This is a genomic window from Defluviitoga tunisiensis, assembly GCF_000953715.1.
Lineage (GTDB): Bacteria > Thermotogota > Thermotogae > Petrotogales > Petrotogaceae > Defluviitoga > Defluviitoga tunisiensis.
Genome location: NZ_LN824141.1, coordinates 267,059 through 283,351, shown reverse-complemented (window position 1 = coordinate 283,351; position 16,293 = coordinate 267,059). Strand labels below are relative to the sequence as shown.

The window sequence follows — 16,293 nt, the reverse complement described above, 5'->3', positions numbered from 1 at the left end:
AATTTTAACTAATCAGTCGTCAGTTTTGTATAGAGCACCTAACAAATTTAATATTAGAAGGAAAATTGTCGCTATTATTATACCATATTTAGGATGAAGATTAAATAAAGCTCTCCCAAATATTATTATACCAATTACTACTGCAAATACAGATGTAATTAATACTAATGCAGCTGAAATATCTTTTATGGTTTTGATCGTTGAATTGTAAATAGGATGAATAAAATCAAGTAACTTTTCAACAACGGTATTTAATGTTTCCATAACAAGAACGAGCATCACAGTAAAGAGAAGAAAAATGAATTCTATAGTTGACAAATTACAAAAAAGAGACACTATCAAAACTGTTATTCCCACTATACTCTGTATTCGAAAATTTCTTTCCATTTTATATATATAAATTAACCCCTTAAAAGCAAAAGAAAAACTTTGTTTTAAAGAAATGTTTTTATTTGGTATCTTACTATTATTATTTTTATTACTATTATTCATAACCTTTTCCTAGCCTCTCAATTTTTTTATAAAATTTAAGAGGATATCTTTTTTCTATCAATGAATACCCAATTCTAACAGCTTTTTCATCAATATCTTTATAGTTTGCCGATACGTTTTCTCTTACAGTTTCAATTAATATTTCTTCAGAAACAAGTTGAGTAACAGAACATAATACTCCTAAACTTATCATATTTGCAACGTTTATATTTGATAATTCTTCTAAAGCAACTCTAGAGGCTGGAACTTTTACTATTTTTCTTGTAATTCTATTTATATGCTGTGGAAGTTTTTCTACAAACTTTTCATCATAGAATAAAATGCTATTTCTCTTGAGTTTTTCAATGTTGTTAGAACCTATACCATGCATTAAATACAAAACATCAAAATGATCTGCTAATGGATAGTCAATAGGCTCGATATCAAACAGTGTATCACAATAAGAAACTCCTCCACGAACTTGTGCTCCATAATGTTGAGATTGTGCTACCCAATATCCTTCTTTTACCAGTGACTTTGCAAGAATAGAACCCATCAAGATTATTCCTTGTCCGGCTTCACCAACCATTCTTATTGCAAGAGGTATCGAAAATGACAAGCTCATTTTTTTGACACCTCCCCAGCAGATAATTCTTTTATTAATTTATCGTATCTTTCGTTGTAGGTTTCTTTTTCTATATTAATAAATTCTCCGATAATAAATTTGTTTTCTAGTTCATTCACTTTCATTTTTTCAGCCTTACTTAATGTTATAGAGTTCTCTTTGAAATACTGTAACATTTGAATAGGCGTTGGCTTTTGATTGTATCTACCAAAATATGTATGACAGTTAGTAATAACCTCTACAACCGACATTCCCTTATGTTTAATAGCATTTTCAATATACTTGGTGGTTAATGAGTAATGGAATACAGTTGATCTGGCAACATAAGTTGCGCCGGAAGTTATAGCTAACTTTACAGGATCTACATTATCTTCGAGATTTCCATAAGGTGAGGTAGTAGCCCATCCGTTTTTTGGTGTCGTAGGAGAGTATTGTCCGCCTGTCATGCCGTATATGTTATTGTTAAAAATAATAACGGTTAAATCCATGTTTCTTCTGCAGGCATGTAAAAAATGATTTCCTCCAATGGCAAGTAAATCGCCGTCACCACCCATGACTATTACATCAAAATCTGGTTTAGCTAATTTAACCCCTGTTGCAAAAGGAATTGCTCTACCATGTAAAGTGTGTAAGGTGTTAAAATCGAGGTAACCTGTGATTCTTGAAGAACAACCAATTCCAGAAACAACTGCCACTTTGTTTTTATCTAGATTGAGATTGGAGGCAGCTTCCAAAAAGCTTTTCATAATAATACCATTTCCACAACCAGGGCACCATATATGAGTCATTCTGTCTTGCCTTAAATAATGAAAATATTTTTCTAAAGGCATTTAAATTCCACCCCTTATATTAAATTGTGTTAAATAATTTTTGTTTCTATTCCACATGCTTCAAAGAAAAATTTTGTCAATGCATCAGGATAACTTTCTCTGAAATACACTTTTTTTATGCCAGCATTTATAATCAGTCTGGCACAAATGGAGCAAGGTTGGTGGGTAACGTATATAATAGAGTCCTCTGTTCTAATGCCAAATTTAGCTGCCTGCATTAAAGCATTTTGCTCAGCATGAAGTCCATAACAAATCTCTTGATGTTCTCCACTTTTAATATTTAAATCATCTCTTATACATCCAATTTCATCACAGTGTGGAAATCCAGAGGGAGGTTGATTGTATCCGGTGGCAAGTATTCTTTTATCTTTTACAATTATTGCTCCAACTTTTCTGTGTATACAAGTAGATCTTTTACTTACCAATAGTGCCACATCCATGAAATATTCGTCCCAATCACTTCTACTTTTTGAGTTGTATTTTAAGATTTTCTTATTTTTTAAATATAGTTCAACCTCTTCATTTTTTTCCAAGAAAACCAACCTCCTAGGTGTTTTTATTGCTCGCTTTAGAAATTCCAAAATTCTTATTATATGTATTTTTTAGATTTGATTTTTTACAAAATACTTCCACAGTTCTACTACTCACTACTCTTAATTTTTTAAACTTTTTGGTACTTGTAGTTAGGAAAGGGTGGAGGTCTCCACCCTGAACCCGTTATAAATTCAAAAATTCAATTTTTAGAAAATCTTCATTTCTAAAGTCGCTAATTCTTATAGGCTACGGCAATTTAAAAAACTTGATTTAGTACCTACATTTTTAATAAGTGATATCTAATAATTTTTCGAAGACATATCTCGAATAATCTAAACCTTTTTTTGATAATTTAATGTGATTATCTTTTATACATATGTAATTCTCTACATTTTTTTTCAAGTTATCTATAACTTTGTCTGTTAGTGTTTTTCCAAACCTATTGACTAATGAAACATAGTTTATACCATCTAATAGTCTTAGACCCATGAACAGTGTTTCTATTAGTTCATGAAATGAATCATTTGAGTTTTGGTATTCGTAAGGGAATACCCCTTCATTTATATATTTTATGTAGTTATTTATTGAGGAGGTATTAACATACCGAAAATTATTTACATGTCCCCCAGCTGAAATACCAAATCCCTGATAATTTAAGTTGTGCCAGTATAATTTGTTATGCATAGATTCTTTACTTAACAAGGCCCAACTGGAAATTTCATAATGTTTATAGTTAATGTTTTTCAAAAAATTATCAATCAAATCAAGTTGACCTGCTAAAAAATCTTCGTCTGGTAGATACATTTTACCGTCATTAAGTAAGAATTTTAAAGGTGTATCATGAGAAGCATCAAATAAGTAATATGAAATATGAGATGGTTGAAAGTTTTGTATGAATTCTAGATTTTTAGCTACTGTATTTGTATTTTCACCTGGTAAACCAAGAATAAAATCCACATTAATATTATCAAAGTATTTTTTTAAAAGGGAGAAAGCACGTATCTCTTCTTCAAATCTATGTATTCTTCCAACCTTTTTTAATATTTCATTTGTCGTGCTTTGAAAACCAATTGAAATACGATTGATGCCAATACTCTTGTAAAAACTTAGCTTGTCTTCTCTTACGCTCTCTGGATTTACTTCTATAGTAAATTCTTCTAAAGAATTAATATCATAATTGTTGAGTAAAGTAAAGAAAATATCTTCGATGAGATCAGTTTTAATGATAGATGGAGTTCCTCCACCTAAGTAAATAGTTTTAATTTTGAAACTTTTAGATTCCCTACTTTTTAAAATTATTTCTTTTTTTAAAGTATCGAAGTACTTTTCTATTAACTCTAAATTCGTAAATGAGGTATAATCACAGTATAAACACCGCTTTGTACAAAAAGGGATATGTATGTAAATTCCTAAATCATTACAGTTCAATAAACAAAGCTCCTCCCTTATTATTTATAAGCAATAGAAATGGGAAACTCATGTTCTCATTAAAAAGATATAATTCATAGTAAACATTTTTTCCGAATGCAAACTTCGAACCTATGTGCAAAGTTTGTTCAAATATATTAAGTGGAATGGATACACTAAGTTGTGGATAAACATTCTTCTCGATGAGAGTAAAACCGACATTCATAGAATCAATATAATAATTATCGAAATTGATCAATGGAAGTGACACATAAAATCCGTTAGAATACCCTAGATTAAAAGGTAATGTAAAAGGTCTATAGAGTAAAGAACTTATTTCAAATAAATATAAATCGTTTCCTTTTAAAAATTTTATATTACCAACTGAATAAGATGGGATGTTGAATTTGCCAAGAGTTATGTTATAAAAATTGTGAGATAAACTTTTACTTTCTAATCTTTGAAAATTATTTAGAGAAAAAACACCAAAAAAGTTTTTTTCTAACATATATTCATAACCAACACCAAATTTCTCATTGTAAATAGGTAAGTCAACAAAGGCTTTAAAAAAGCTTTCCCCAGTTTTTAATTTAATAGTTCTATTTAAGAAAGAGCTTTCCATGTAATGACTTTTGTAATTATAATATTGTAATTCAATGCCTATTCCTTGAAAGCTTGTCGAAAAAACGGATAAGTTTAACCCGCTTTGATCTATTTTAGGTTTTATAGGGGAATAATTTACTAAAGAAAAAGATGTTATTGAAATCATTAACATGGCAAGTATTAGTAGGTTATCTTTCAAAAATGATGCCCCCTATTTATCCTCTAAGAATTCTAGAAGTATCTCATTTGCTTTTTGAGGATTAGCTTTTCCTTTTGTTTTTTTCATAACTTCACCAACAAAAAAACCAAGCAATTTTTTCTTACCATTTCTGTATTTTTCTACCTCTTGGGGATTCTCTATTATTATTTGTTCAATTATTTTTCTTAGCTCAGATTCATCATCTATTTGTTCTAAACCTTTTTCTTGCACTATAACTTTTGGGCTTTTACCTGTTTTATAAATTTCTGGGAAAATGTCTTTTAATATTTTGGTAGAAATTTTATTTGAATCTAATAGTTCTTTTAATTCTCCAAAATATTCAGGTTTTATCTTGAGGTTTTCTATTTCGTCTTCGTTTTCTTTCATCTCTCTAAGCAAATCTGTCATAATTAAATTGCTTACGAATTTTGCATCTTTGGCATGTATAACACATTTTTCAAAAAAATCTGATAATTCTTTATTAGAAGTTAATATTTCAGCGTCATATTGAGGAAGATCATATTGAATCATGAACCTTTTAGCTTTTTCTTCTGGCATTTCTGTAATTGTTGAGCGAACGTGATTTATGAATTCATCATTTAGTATTAAAGGTGGTAGATCCGGTTCAGGAAAATATCTGTAATCCGTATCTTCTTCTTTAGTTCTCATAGGAAAAGTTTCTTTTTTATTTGAATCCCATCCCCTCGTTTCTTGTACCATCCTAATATTATTTTCTAAAATATTTATAAGTCTTTCTTGTTCATACTCAAGTGCTTTTTCTACAAATTTAAATGAGTTAATATTCTTTATTTCTACTCTTTTGCTAACTTTATTGTTCTCAAGGTCTATTATCGAAATATTAGCATCACATCTAAGAGCACCCTTTTCCATATCGCCAGTCGAAATATCAGCATATCTTAGCAAATTTCTTAATTTTTCCATGAACATTCTCGCTTCACTTGGTGATTCCATATCAGGTTCAGTTACTATTTCTAATAGAGGAATACCAGATCTATTGAAATCTAAAAAACTTTCTTGTGCTGTAGATATTTGATCACCTTCATGAAACATTTTGGCTGTATCTTCTTCTAAGTGCATTCTTTTTATTCTAATTTTTTTACCTTCTATAATTATGTATCCATCACTAACTATTGGATAAAAATACTGTGTAATTTGATAATTTTTAGCTAAATCAGGATAAAAGTAATTTTTTCTATCGAATCTAGAAATTTTATTTATAGTTCCATTAAAAATTAAACCAGCCTTCACTGCAAGTTTTACTGCCTCTTCGTTCAATACAGGCAAGGTACCCGGATGACCAGTACAAACCGGGCATATGTTCTTATTAGGTAAGGAATCAAAGCTTTCAGTACTACAAGAACAAAAAGCTTTTGTTTTAGTCAACAGTTGAGTGTGTATTTCAAGGCCAATTATTGTCTTATACATTTTTTGGTAGCTCCTTTTCTGTACTTTCGTGAATTGTGTATGAAATTTTTAAAAGTTCTTCATCCTTCATTTGTCTTCCAGTTAACTGAATACCAAAAGGAAGTCCTTTTGTAAATCCAAAAGGAATGCTAATTGCCGGAAGTCCTGCTAGATTGGCTGGAATAGTGAATATATCCATAAGATAGTATTCAAGAGGACTTAGTTTTTCTCCTAAACGAGGAGGAATTGATGGAGAAGTAGGTGTCATTATTGCATTATATTCGTTCAAAATATCGTATAATTTTCTACTTATAACATTTCTTACTTTTAATGCTTTAGAATAGTATTTATCGTAATAATCCGAAGATAGATTAAAAGTACCCATTATGATCCGCCTTTTAACTTCAATTCCAAGACCAATCTCTCTTGTTGTTCTATACATTTCACTCAATCCAACGGAAGGGCTTCTTAATCCATATCTAACACCATCAAACTTTGCTAGATTTGAAGAGGCTTCAGAAGGAGCTATGATATAATATACAGCTACAACATATTCTAATTCGGGAATATCTATGATTTCTATTTTTGCTCCTCTCTGCTTTAGAAAATTTACTGCTTCATAAAAACTATTCCTAATTGAGGCATCAAGTTCTGTATCATAGACTATTTTTGGGATACATATTTTAATTTTTGATAAATCTATTTCTAAATTATCTGTAAGATCAGTAGTATGATTAAGAGTAGTTGAATCTTTATCATCTTTTCCTTTCATGGTTTCCACTACCAAAGCTACATCTTTTACAGAATTAGCTAAAACTCCTATTTGGTCTAATGAGGAAGCAAAAGAAGTAACTCCATATCGTGAAATCATTCCATATGAAGGCTTAAATCCGACAACTCCACAAAAAGCTGCAGGTTGTCTAACAGATCCGCCTGTATCAGTACCCAAAGCAAATGGAACATATCCTGCACTGACTGCAGCTGCTGATCCCCCACTACTTCCTCCTGAGACTCTGTTAATGTCATATGGGTTTCTAACTGGACCAAAATATGAATTTTCATTAGTATTTCCCATAGCAAACTCATCCATGTTTGTTTTACCAACTAAAGAAAAACCTGCTTGCAAAAGTTTTTCAACGGCTGTAGCAGTATATGGGGAGATATAATTTTCGAGTATTTTTGAGGCATTAGTAGTCTTTGTACCTTTTACTAATATGTTATCTTTAACTAAAAACGGTATGCCAAAATATTTACCATTTTTGTTACCTTCGATTTTTTCTATCCTCAAAACAGAGTTTAGTGTTTTATCTTTTTCTATTATTCTTTTGATACTTTCTTCTATTACATTTTTTCCAATTAACTCTTCAATAGTCAAAAAACTCACCTCATTTTAAAAGGATTACAATTTGACAACATTATTTTAAATGTCTAATATATTAAAATGACTTTTTTAAATTAAAATGTAAAAACGAAAATCAAAAATTATTAACATAATAAAACTTAAAATAATTAAACCATATGCAATGTAGGAGAGAATTTTCCATACTTTGTAGCTAGTTTTTGTATAACGTATAGGAGTAAGCCATCCAAATGTAAATCCTACAGCCAACCCTCCCAAGTGTGCAAAGTTGTTTATATTTGCACCGGGTAAAAATCCCCAAATTACGTTTATTAAAATAATTGGGAGAAGAGCTGTACCTGTTATTGGCTTAAGTATAACTGGGGTATCATGTCTAAAGCCTGCTCCAAAGAGCAAACCTATTAAGCCAAATATAGCTCCCGATGCTCCTACTGAGATAGCATATGGTATGAAAAAATGAGTCAATATATTACCAAAGATACCTGACAACATGTATATGGTTATTAATCGAGAGGGTCCATAGGCCCTTTCAACAATATTGCCAACATAAAATAATGCCATCATATTAAAAAATATATGAAAAAGCCCTCCATGTACAAACATAGAAGTAATTAACCTGAACCATTCCCCCATTGAAATTAGATTTCCAATTTGTGCCCCAAAAAGTATGTATATCCGTGGGTTGGAAAAGGCCTTGAGCCCACCAAATAAAAACATTAAAACAAATACGATTACATTTATCATTATTAAAAAACTTGTCAGGCTTCTTTGCCTCATTTATATTCTTCCTTTCATATAGAGAATTGTTATTTTTCACGAAGTGTAATTTTTTTTCCTTTTAGCTGTTCTAAAATATGTCGTTCAATGTCATTTACTTCCTCATCAGTCAAAGTTTTAAATTGTGAACGATATACAACTGATACTGTTATACTAATATGATTAGGAGAGATGTTTTTACCTTTGTATACATCAAAAATTTTGTATTGTTCGATTATTTCTCCAGCATTTTCAATGATTTGACTAATTTCTTTAAACTCTACGTCCATAGGAACTAAAAATGCATACTCTCTTTTTATTGCAGGGAAGTCAAATCTTCTAATCATTTTTTGGGATTCTTTTTTATTACTAAATAAAAAGTCTAAATTTATTTCACATATATATATAGGATCTTTTATTTCATATAAATTCTCTGCAATCTCAAGATCTAATAGTCCAATATATCCTATTTTTTCTTTGTTTAAATATATGTCAGCACTTTGTGAGTTCATAAGCCCCTGTAAGGAGCTTCTTTTATAATCTAATTTTAGATTAAATTCACTAACTACGTTTTCTAATGAACCTTTTACTGTGTAGAAGGAGACAGATCTCTTGTCAGTAAAATCCTCATCATTTTCTCTTCCAATAGCTACAAACGCCAGGTTTGTAAATTCTTTTGCACCAGTTGGACTATTATCATCCTTCATAAAAACTTTATCAATTTCAAAAAGTTTTATATCCTTATTTTGATTTCTATAATTAAAAGAAGCGGACTCTAAAATACCATATATTAATTTTGAGGAAATGTATTCATATTCTGAAGAAAGAGGATTTATAATTTTCAAATCTAGATTTTCATCCATCCACATTCTTTTCGCACTGTTAAGCGGAAAAGTTTTTGCTTCATGATATCCGTTAGAAAGCATTATATCAGTAATGCGTTCTTTAAAAGAAACAAATTCACCCCTACTTCCAATTAATCCTTTTATAAATGGAAAACGCGAAGGAATGTTCGAATAACCATAGATTCTTCCAACTTCTTCAACCAAATCAATTTCTTGAGTGATATCTGGTCTATTTGTAGGAACAGATATATTCCAACCGTCTGGTAAACTGTAAAATTTATAATTTAATCTTTTTAAAATCTCAGAGACTGTTTTTTCTTCAATACTAATTCCTAATCTATTTTCTAAATACTTTCTTCTTAGCAATATTTTCAGTTCTGGAATTTCTTCAGGATAGACATCGGTAGCAAAAGTATCCACTTCTCCACCAACCAATTCGGAAATTAATTTTATTAATCTGCCCATAACTATTTCCGCATCGTTTGGATCAACCCCACGCTCAAATCTGTATGAAGAGTCTGATACGATTTTATGGTAACTTGAAGAAAGTCTAATATTAATTGGGTCAAAATAGGCTACTTCTAGAAGAATTGATTTAGTGTTTTCATTTATTCCACTTAATTCTCCACCCATAATTCCGCCAAGAGCCAATATGTTCTTTCCATCTGTAATAAGCGTTTCTTCTCCCATCATAATATATTCTTTGCCATCTAATAATAATACTTTTTCGCCTTTGAAGGCTTTTCTTACTATTATTTGACCTTCGATGAGATCTAAATCAAATGCATGGATAGGATGACCAGTTTCTAACATCACATAGTTGGTTATATCTACAATATTATTAATACTTCTGATGCCAGCACTTCCAAGTTTTTTAATTAGCCATAAAGGTGAAGGTCCAACTTCGATGTTTTTTACTACTATTGCCATATATCTTTTGCATTTATTGTATTGTATTTCAACAGGAAACCCTTTACCTTTTTTGATTTGTGTATAATCAATCATCTTGAAATCTTCTCCACAACCTATCGCCTGTAATTCTTTTGCGACACCTAAATAAGACAGTAAATCTGGTCTATTTGGGAGAATCTCTAAATCAATTATTTCATCAGTTAACTCAAAAAAATCAACAAAATCTGTTCCTATCTCAACATTGTCTATTATTTTATATATTTTTTCTGCTTCTTCTGAGATACCCAGCTCTTTTAAAGAACACATCATACCTTGTGAAATAATACCTTTAAAAGACTTTTCTTCAATTATGGTGCCATCATTTAAAACAGCTCCTGGAAGAGCCACTGGAACTTTATCCCCCAGTTTTACTGTTGGATCTGCGGTAACCAAATTTATTTTGCATTTTCCTATATCAACCTTACATATTAAAAGATTATCTATTTCAGGATGTTGCTCAATATTAGTTATTTGTCCTACAACTATGTTAGAAACCTTGTCTCTAATTACTTCATAAGTTTCAACATCAGTTGTATGCAATTTAAGTTCTTTTACTAATTCTTGAGTATCCTTTGTAATTTTTATATATTCTTTCAACCAATTTAATGATATCTTCATTCATTTTAAGCACAGGATACTCCATCCTCTATAGGGTGGAGATGAATGTGCCATTTCCTCCTTTCAAATAAAAATGTTTTGACTTTATTAATATATGTCAGTTTCTTATAACTGGCACTTCTATGAATTATAGTACCTTCTAACTTTCTTAAATCAAAATATCTACTTAAACGTCTACCAAATATAAAACTTTCTTGTCTTTTGAATCTTACCTTGTCAAACAATCTGAATCCTTTTACCAAATATGGAGCCTGATTTAATTTCTTTTTACCACCTTTCAAGATATTCGCTTTGTGTATCTGCCTATTGTGTTTCCTCACTTGTTTAATGAAATACCAACAATCTAATTTTTAACGTTAGGATTGCTGCTAATACATAAAGCATCTATCCTGCAAATTTTCTCTTCCTAAAGAAAGAACTATATTTCAATGAATCTTATATCATTTTTATAAAATTCCCTCATTTCTGGTACATTATATTTTAACAATGCAATTCTTTCCACACCCATTCCAAATGCAAATCCTTGCCAAACGTCAGGATCATAATGGACACTTTTTAATACGTTAGGATGAACTAAGCCCGCTCCCAAAATTTCAATCCAACCAGAATTTTTGCAAATGTTGCAACCTTTCCCTTCACAAAAAATACAACTTATATCTACCTCAAAACTTGGTTCTGTGAAAGGAAAATAGCTTGGTCTTAAAAGGATGGTAACTTTATCGCCAAATAATTTTTTTGCTAAGTATTCAAGATACATTTTAATATGAGCAATAGAAACATTTTTATCAATAAACAATCCTTCTACTTGATGGAACACAGGAGAATGAGTTGCGTCAAGTTCGTCTTTTCGATACACTCTCCCTGGAGAAATAATTGCTAAAGGAGGTTTATTAGATAGCATAGTTCTTATTTGAACAGGTGAGGTATGAGTTCTTAAAAGATACTTTTTATCATTAGATAAATAAAAAGTATCCTGCATTTCTCTAGCAGGATGCCATTCTGGAGTATTAAGGGCATCAAAATTATACCATGAGTTTTCTATTTCAGGACCTTCAGCAACTGAAAATCCCATCCCAACAAAAATTTCTTCTATATCGCGGATAGTCTTACTTATTAAGCTAATTTTTCCAATTTTTCTCTTTGAACCAGGGATAGTAACGTCTATCCAACTCTCTTTTTCTTTTAATAATCGTTCTTTTTCTTTTAAAATGATCAATTTTTCTTCAAAAAATTCTTCTATTATATTTTTAAGTTCATTTATGTTTTTTCCAAAGTTCTTTCTTTGTTCCTCATCAAGTTCTTTTAGATTTTTCATTAAAGATTTTATTATGCCATTTTTGCCTAAATACTTAGATTTTAAATTTTGAAAACTCTGATAATCATCAATTTTTTCCAATTCGTTTTTTAATTCTTTGGCTATTTCTTCAATGTCTTTTATATTATGATTCATTTAATTCCTCCTATTATAAGTTTAGATCTTTGAAATGTTATCACAAAAATATTATCACAGTATACATAACAATTATACCAATTTTTTTTGAAAAATGATTTAATAACTAAAATTCATAAAATTTAAGATTTATAAAAAAATAGTCGATAAATAATATAACTGAATCATAAATTTTGTAGAATTCTAAAAAAGGTATGGCTTAAATCAATTTTTAATGTAGTAAAGCCTTTTTATTTTTTTTCTTTTCAAATTACAGCATACTTTTTTATCAAATTAGAGAAATAGTTCAAGTAATTCATTTAGGGACTTTAGCAATGAAGGTTTTCTAAAGAAAGCCGGGTTCATTTTATTGGTAGGATTTTAAATGCAGTATAATTTCGTTAAAGGAGGAATCGTTAAATGAAACTTTCTACCTATACAACACTTATTGAGATATTGATTGTAGTTTTACTTACTTGTTCTTTACTGTTTGTTTCAATGAATGTAAATAAAAGTTCGACTTCTGAATTGCTTGATCTTACATATTCAAAACAACTTGAGGGAGCAATTAATGTTTTTAAAGAGTATATCAATCAAAGTTATGGGAGTTTACGGTTGACAAACGGCGTTTTAGTCGATAAAGACGGGAACCCTGTAAAAGAAAGATATGAGGTTGTTGATAAGGTTAGTAATCATATGAACGTAGTAGCTACCATATTTCAGATTCAGGGTAACGATTTTGTTCGTATATCAACATCAATAAAAAATAAAGATGGAACAAGAGCAGTAGGAACTTTCCTTGGAAAAGATAGTGCTGCCTATAATTATATAATCCAAAAACAAAGATACTTGGGTGAAGCAATAATACTTAATAATGATTATATAACACTTTATGAGCCTCTATTAGATGAAAATAATAATTTAATAGGTGTGCTTTTTGTCGGTATATCAATGGAAGAATTTAACAATTTAGTTGCCCAAAACGACTCCTATTTTCTTAGAAGATTTCTATTTTTCGCATTGATAATTTCTATAGCAGCAATTATACTATCTTATTTTTTAATAAAAGAAGTTCTTATTAAACCTTTTGGTCATATCTCAGAAATTGTTTCAAAAACATCTGAAGGTGAATTAAATTTCAAATCTAATGTAACATTTAAAGCAAAAGAATTTCTATCCTTAAAGACTGCTTTAGAGAATATGCAAGATGATTTGGCTCGTTTAGTTACTGGTATATCGAACAAATCTGATCAAATTTATGATTTATCACAAAATTTAGCAGGTACTTCTCAAGAATTGAGTTCTACAACGGAAGAATTTTCATCTCAAATGGAAGAAATTAACAGATCTGCTCAGAATGCTTCTTCGTCTATACAGGAGGTAACAGCTGGTGTAGAAGAGGTCTCGGGGAGCGCTCAAAATGTGTCTAAATCTGCCTTGGACCTAGCTCAAAGGGCTGAAATAGTTGATAATGCAGCTAAGGAAGGTGAAGAGGCGGTAAAATCCATAGTTGAAGTTATTCTTCAAACTAAAGAGAAAGCTAACATTACTCAGCATGCTGTAAAGAGCTTATCTCAAAAAGCAAAAAATATAGGTGAAATAATCCAAGTCATAAACTCTATAACAGAACAAACAAATTTATTGGCTTTAAACGCTGCTATTGAAGCAGCTAGAGCCGGAGAGGCTGGAAAAGGTTTTGCAGTAGTTGCTGATGAAATAAGAAAACTAGCTGAAGAAAGTAAAAAAGCTACAGATAAGATTGCACTGATGTTAGATCAGATACAAGAAGGTGCTCAACAAGCAAATTCTGCTACAGATGATACAGTAAAAGTAGTAGACGAGGCCAGTGAACAATCCGTATTAGTAAAAGAAAAGTTTTCAAATATATTAAAAGAAATTGAAAGTATTAATTCAATGATCGAAAGTTTAGCTGCAAGTGCACAGGAGCAAAGTGCTGCAGCACAAGAAATGAATAGTGCAATGAATACAGCTACTGTTTCCATAATGAATATAGCTCAACAGATAGAAGAAATGACGCAAGCTATAAAACAGCAGGCAGATATGAGCCAAAATGTAAATAATTTAAGTGAGGAATTAAAAATCATAGCAGAAGATTTAGTAGCTCAGGTACAATATTTTAAAATATAAGATTAAAAGTAAAAAAGATAGGTAGGAGCTAGTAACACTTCCTACCTATCTTTTTTATAGTTTTACTCCAAATTAATATAATTGTTTTCAAAATTTAAGTTTTCAAGACTTGTAATTATATTAGAAATCTTAGATCCACTTGCTTTTTCGTTTGATAATTTATAAATCTCCGAGTCATTTAAGTCTATGTCGATTCCATTTTCGTTTATCACTTTTGTCACAGTTTTCTTTAGAAGTTCAGTTGAGTCTGTTATTACAAAAATACTTCCATCTTTTTTGTAAGATTCAACAAAACTAGCAATATTATCCAATTCTTCAGATACTATTTCATTTTTTGTAGCACCAATAAATATTAAATGGCGCCTTTTAGGCTTTTTTTTCAAGATATTATAGATACTATCATTCCAAATTTCAGGCACTACCATATGTGTATAAGATCGTCCGATCCAGTTTGTCCCGTTGGCAATTAATCCGTTTATTGTAACTTTTTTCGCATATTTCTCGGGTTCACAAATTAGTTTGAAAAAGTTTCTTGTTAGTAGTTTTGGTTCATTAGTATATATTCCTAACGTTTGACCTTTCTCTAACCTTATTGAAGGAAAAGAGATCGAGGGTTCAACAATGTCTAAAATAAAACCGTCAGAATGAGAGTCTTTTATCATCTTATGCACCTCTGCCAAAAGAGTTTTTAATACTTGCAACTATCTCTTTAGTATCAAATTTATTAATTTGAGATGTATCAATGGTTGTAAACGTGTCATTTCCTAGGTATATTGCAGGTTTCGAGTCAATTAAAACATTTTTAGTTGGATGAACAGAAACAACTCTCCCAACAACGAAATCATGATCACCTGTTTCAAAAAGATTCTCAAGTTTGCATTCCATTGCAAAATAAGCTTCTTCAACATAAGGGGTTTTCACCACATCAGAATCTTTCAATTTTAAAGAGATTGCGGATACTTTATCGCCTTCTCTACCAGAAATTCTTCCTAATTTAACGGCCAAATCGCTTTTTTCCAGAGACAAAAAAGATACTGTAAATTCTTTTTCTTTAACTATTAATTGGTAAGTAAATCGGTTCTTACGGATTGCAAATCCAAATAGTGGTGGGTTTGAAGATAAAGGGGTAGACCATGCTACGGTCATCGAATTAACTCTTGATTCACTCTTTACAGTTATTAAGCAGACGGGCAGTGAAATATTTTCGCTAAATCTATTACAGTAATCCATATTGATACCTCCCAAAGAAATTATACCACAATCAAAAAGTTTTTGTTTGAGTATGTATATTCATTAACAAAGCAAAAAACAAAAAGGGCTTTCGCCCTTTTTTGTTTTGAGAAGTACTTATTAGTTTATATACAAATGGAATTAAAACTTAAAACCGGCTTTTATCATAGCGTCTTTAACTGCCTCAATGAACATATTAGAACTTCCTGTAGCTCCAGTATAAGTATCAACTGGGACAGTTCCCTTTTCCAAAATTCTTTCTGCAATAACTACTTTTGCTTCATGAAATGCTTCCCAAGGATAAGTTTCTTCTGTTTTTGGTTCTCCTGTGTTATAAACATCTCTGTATTCGTTTAAGACTACACTAACCAACTTTCCATCTTTTACTTCTATTATTGCATTTGCCCTGTCATTTCTTTCGGAAATTTGCGAATGACCCACATATTTTCCATCTATTACTCCCTCAAACCCTTCAGCACGTTTCAAAGCTCTTTCAACTGCTTGAATGGCCATTTCAGAAGAGTGTGTTGCACCTGTATAAGTATCTATTTTAGTACCATTTGCCTTAACAAATCTCTTTGGTAATTCCTTCATTGCTTCGTGCCATGGTTCCCATGGGTAAGTTTCATCCTTTGCGAATCCTGTTGTGTTAATGATTTCCTCTAATGTGACCTCAACTATTTTACCTTTTTCAATTTTTACAACGGCCTTTGTGTAGGTTCTATCGCTTGGATCGGAATAACCTACGTAAGTTCCATCATTCCACTTTGCTTTTCCAAAGAGAGCGGCAAAACTCATTGAAACCATTAATACTACTACTAACATAACTGACAAAACTCTTTTTTTGTTCATTGAATCTCAG

Annotated in this window: 16 protein-coding genes; 1 reads left to right on the top strand and 15 read right to left on the bottom strand. The window is 30.7% G+C overall.

The genetic code is table 11. From position 1 onward, the window contains the following. Positions 1-12 precede the first annotated feature (12 nt). From DTL3_RS01360 to pheS, 12 genes are all read right to left on the bottom strand, one after another. Positions 13-492 (bottom strand): diacylglycerol kinase family protein, encoded by a 480-nt coding sequence (locus DTL3_RS01360; RefSeq protein ID WP_045087199.1) that lies wholly within the window; start codon positions 490-492, stop codon positions 13-15. Then, a complete protein-coding gene (locus DTL3_RS01355) occupies positions 485-1,096 on the bottom strand; it encodes a 2-oxoacid:acceptor oxidoreductase family protein (protein WP_045087198.1) in 612 nt (203 codons plus the stop codon). The genes DTL3_RS01360 and DTL3_RS01355 overlap by 8 nt, the downstream gene beginning before the upstream one ends. Further along, on the bottom strand, positions 1,093-1,926 hold the full coding sequence (locus DTL3_RS01350) for a 2-oxoacid:ferredoxin oxidoreductase subunit beta (RefSeq protein ID WP_045087197.1): 834 nt from the start codon (positions 1,924-1,926) through the stop codon (positions 1,093-1,095). Before DTL3_RS01350 ends, DTL3_RS01355 begins: the two co-directional genes overlap by 4 nt. A 29-nt stretch (positions 1,927-1,955) precedes the next feature. After that, positions 1,956-2,459: a deoxycytidylate deaminase gene (locus DTL3_RS01345; RefSeq protein WP_045087196.1), complete on the bottom strand. Its 504-nt coding sequence runs from the start codon at positions 2,457-2,459 to the stop codon at positions 1,956-1,958. 286 nt (positions 2,460-2,745) lie between these two features. Continuing rightward, positions 2,746-3,888 carry a radical SAM family heme chaperone HemW gene (gene hemW, locus DTL3_RS01340; RefSeq protein ID WP_045087195.1) on the bottom strand — a complete coding sequence of 381 codons (1,143 nt, stop codon included), beginning with the start codon at positions 3,886-3,888 and terminating at the stop codon, positions 2,746-2,748. Further along, positions 3,878-4,669, bottom strand: coding sequence for a hypothetical protein (locus DTL3_RS01335; RefSeq protein WP_045087194.1), 792 nt, complete (start codon positions 4,667-4,669; stop codon positions 3,878-3,880). Before DTL3_RS01335 ends, hemW begins: the two co-directional genes overlap by 11 nt. A gap of 12 nt (positions 4,670-4,681) precedes the next feature. Then, complete coding sequence (gatB, locus tag DTL3_RS01330; RefSeq protein ID WP_045087193.1) at positions 4,682-6,115, bottom strand: Asp-tRNA(Asn)/Glu-tRNA(Gln) amidotransferase subunit GatB; 1,434 nt, start codon at positions 6,113-6,115, stop codon at positions 4,682-4,684. Beyond that, positions 6,108-7,478 carry an Asp-tRNA(Asn)/Glu-tRNA(Gln) amidotransferase subunit GatA gene (gatA, locus tag DTL3_RS01325; protein WP_045087192.1) on the bottom strand — a complete coding sequence of 457 codons (1,371 nt, stop codon included), beginning with the start codon at positions 7,476-7,478 and terminating at the stop codon, positions 6,108-6,110. The genes gatB and gatA overlap by 8 nt, the downstream gene beginning before the upstream one ends. Before the next feature lie 66 nt (positions 7,479-7,544). Beyond that, on the bottom strand, positions 7,545-8,231 hold the full coding sequence (locus DTL3_RS01320; protein WP_045087191.1) for a rhomboid family intramembrane serine protease: 687 nt from the start codon (positions 8,229-8,231) through the stop codon (positions 7,545-7,547). Positions 8,232-8,260: 29 nt separating this feature from the next. After that, a complete protein-coding gene (gene pheT, locus DTL3_RS01315) occupies positions 8,261-10,624 on the bottom strand; it encodes a phenylalanine--tRNA ligase subunit beta (RefSeq protein WP_045087190.1) in 2,364 nt (787 codons plus the stop codon). Between the two features lie 5 nt (positions 10,625-10,629). Beyond that, positions 10,630-10,905: a hypothetical protein gene (locus tag DTL3_RS09565; protein WP_045087189.1), complete on the bottom strand. Its 276-nt coding sequence runs from the start codon at positions 10,903-10,905 to the stop codon at positions 10,630-10,632. A 137-nt stretch (positions 10,906-11,042) separates the two neighbouring features. Beyond that, a complete protein-coding gene (gene pheS / locus DTL3_RS01305; RefSeq protein ID WP_144403451.1) occupies positions 11,043-12,074 on the bottom strand; it encodes a phenylalanine--tRNA ligase subunit alpha in 1,032 nt (343 codons plus the stop codon). A gap of 399 nt (positions 12,075-12,473) precedes the next feature. On the opposite strand from pheS, the gene DTL3_RS01300 reads away from it, so the two are divergent. Next, on the top strand, positions 12,474-14,201 hold the full coding sequence (locus tag DTL3_RS01300) for a methyl-accepting chemotaxis protein (protein ID WP_052670229.1): 1,728 nt from the start codon (positions 12,474-12,476) through the stop codon (positions 14,199-14,201). Between the two features lie 62 nt (positions 14,202-14,263). Here DTL3_RS01300 and DTL3_RS01295 read toward each other — a convergent pair whose 3' ends face one another. The 3 genes from DTL3_RS01295 to DTL3_RS01285 all read right to left on the bottom strand — a co-directional run bounded on the left by DTL3_RS01295 (position 14,264) and on the right by DTL3_RS01285 (position 16,283). Then, complete coding sequence (locus DTL3_RS01295; RefSeq protein ID WP_045087188.1) at positions 14,264-14,863, bottom strand: hypothetical protein; 600 nt, start codon at positions 14,861-14,863, stop codon at positions 14,264-14,266. Between the two features lies 1 nt (position 14,864). Then, positions 14,865-15,431 carry a flavin reductase family protein gene (locus DTL3_RS01290; protein ID WP_045087187.1) on the bottom strand — a complete coding sequence of 189 codons (567 nt, stop codon included), beginning with the start codon at positions 15,429-15,431 and terminating at the stop codon, positions 14,865-14,867. Positions 15,432-15,572: 141 nt separating this feature from the next. Then, on the bottom strand, positions 15,573-16,283 hold the full coding sequence (locus tag DTL3_RS01285) for an FMN-binding protein (protein ID WP_045087186.1): 711 nt from the start codon (positions 16,281-16,283) through the stop codon (positions 15,573-15,575). Positions 16,284-16,293 lie beyond the last annotated feature (10 nt).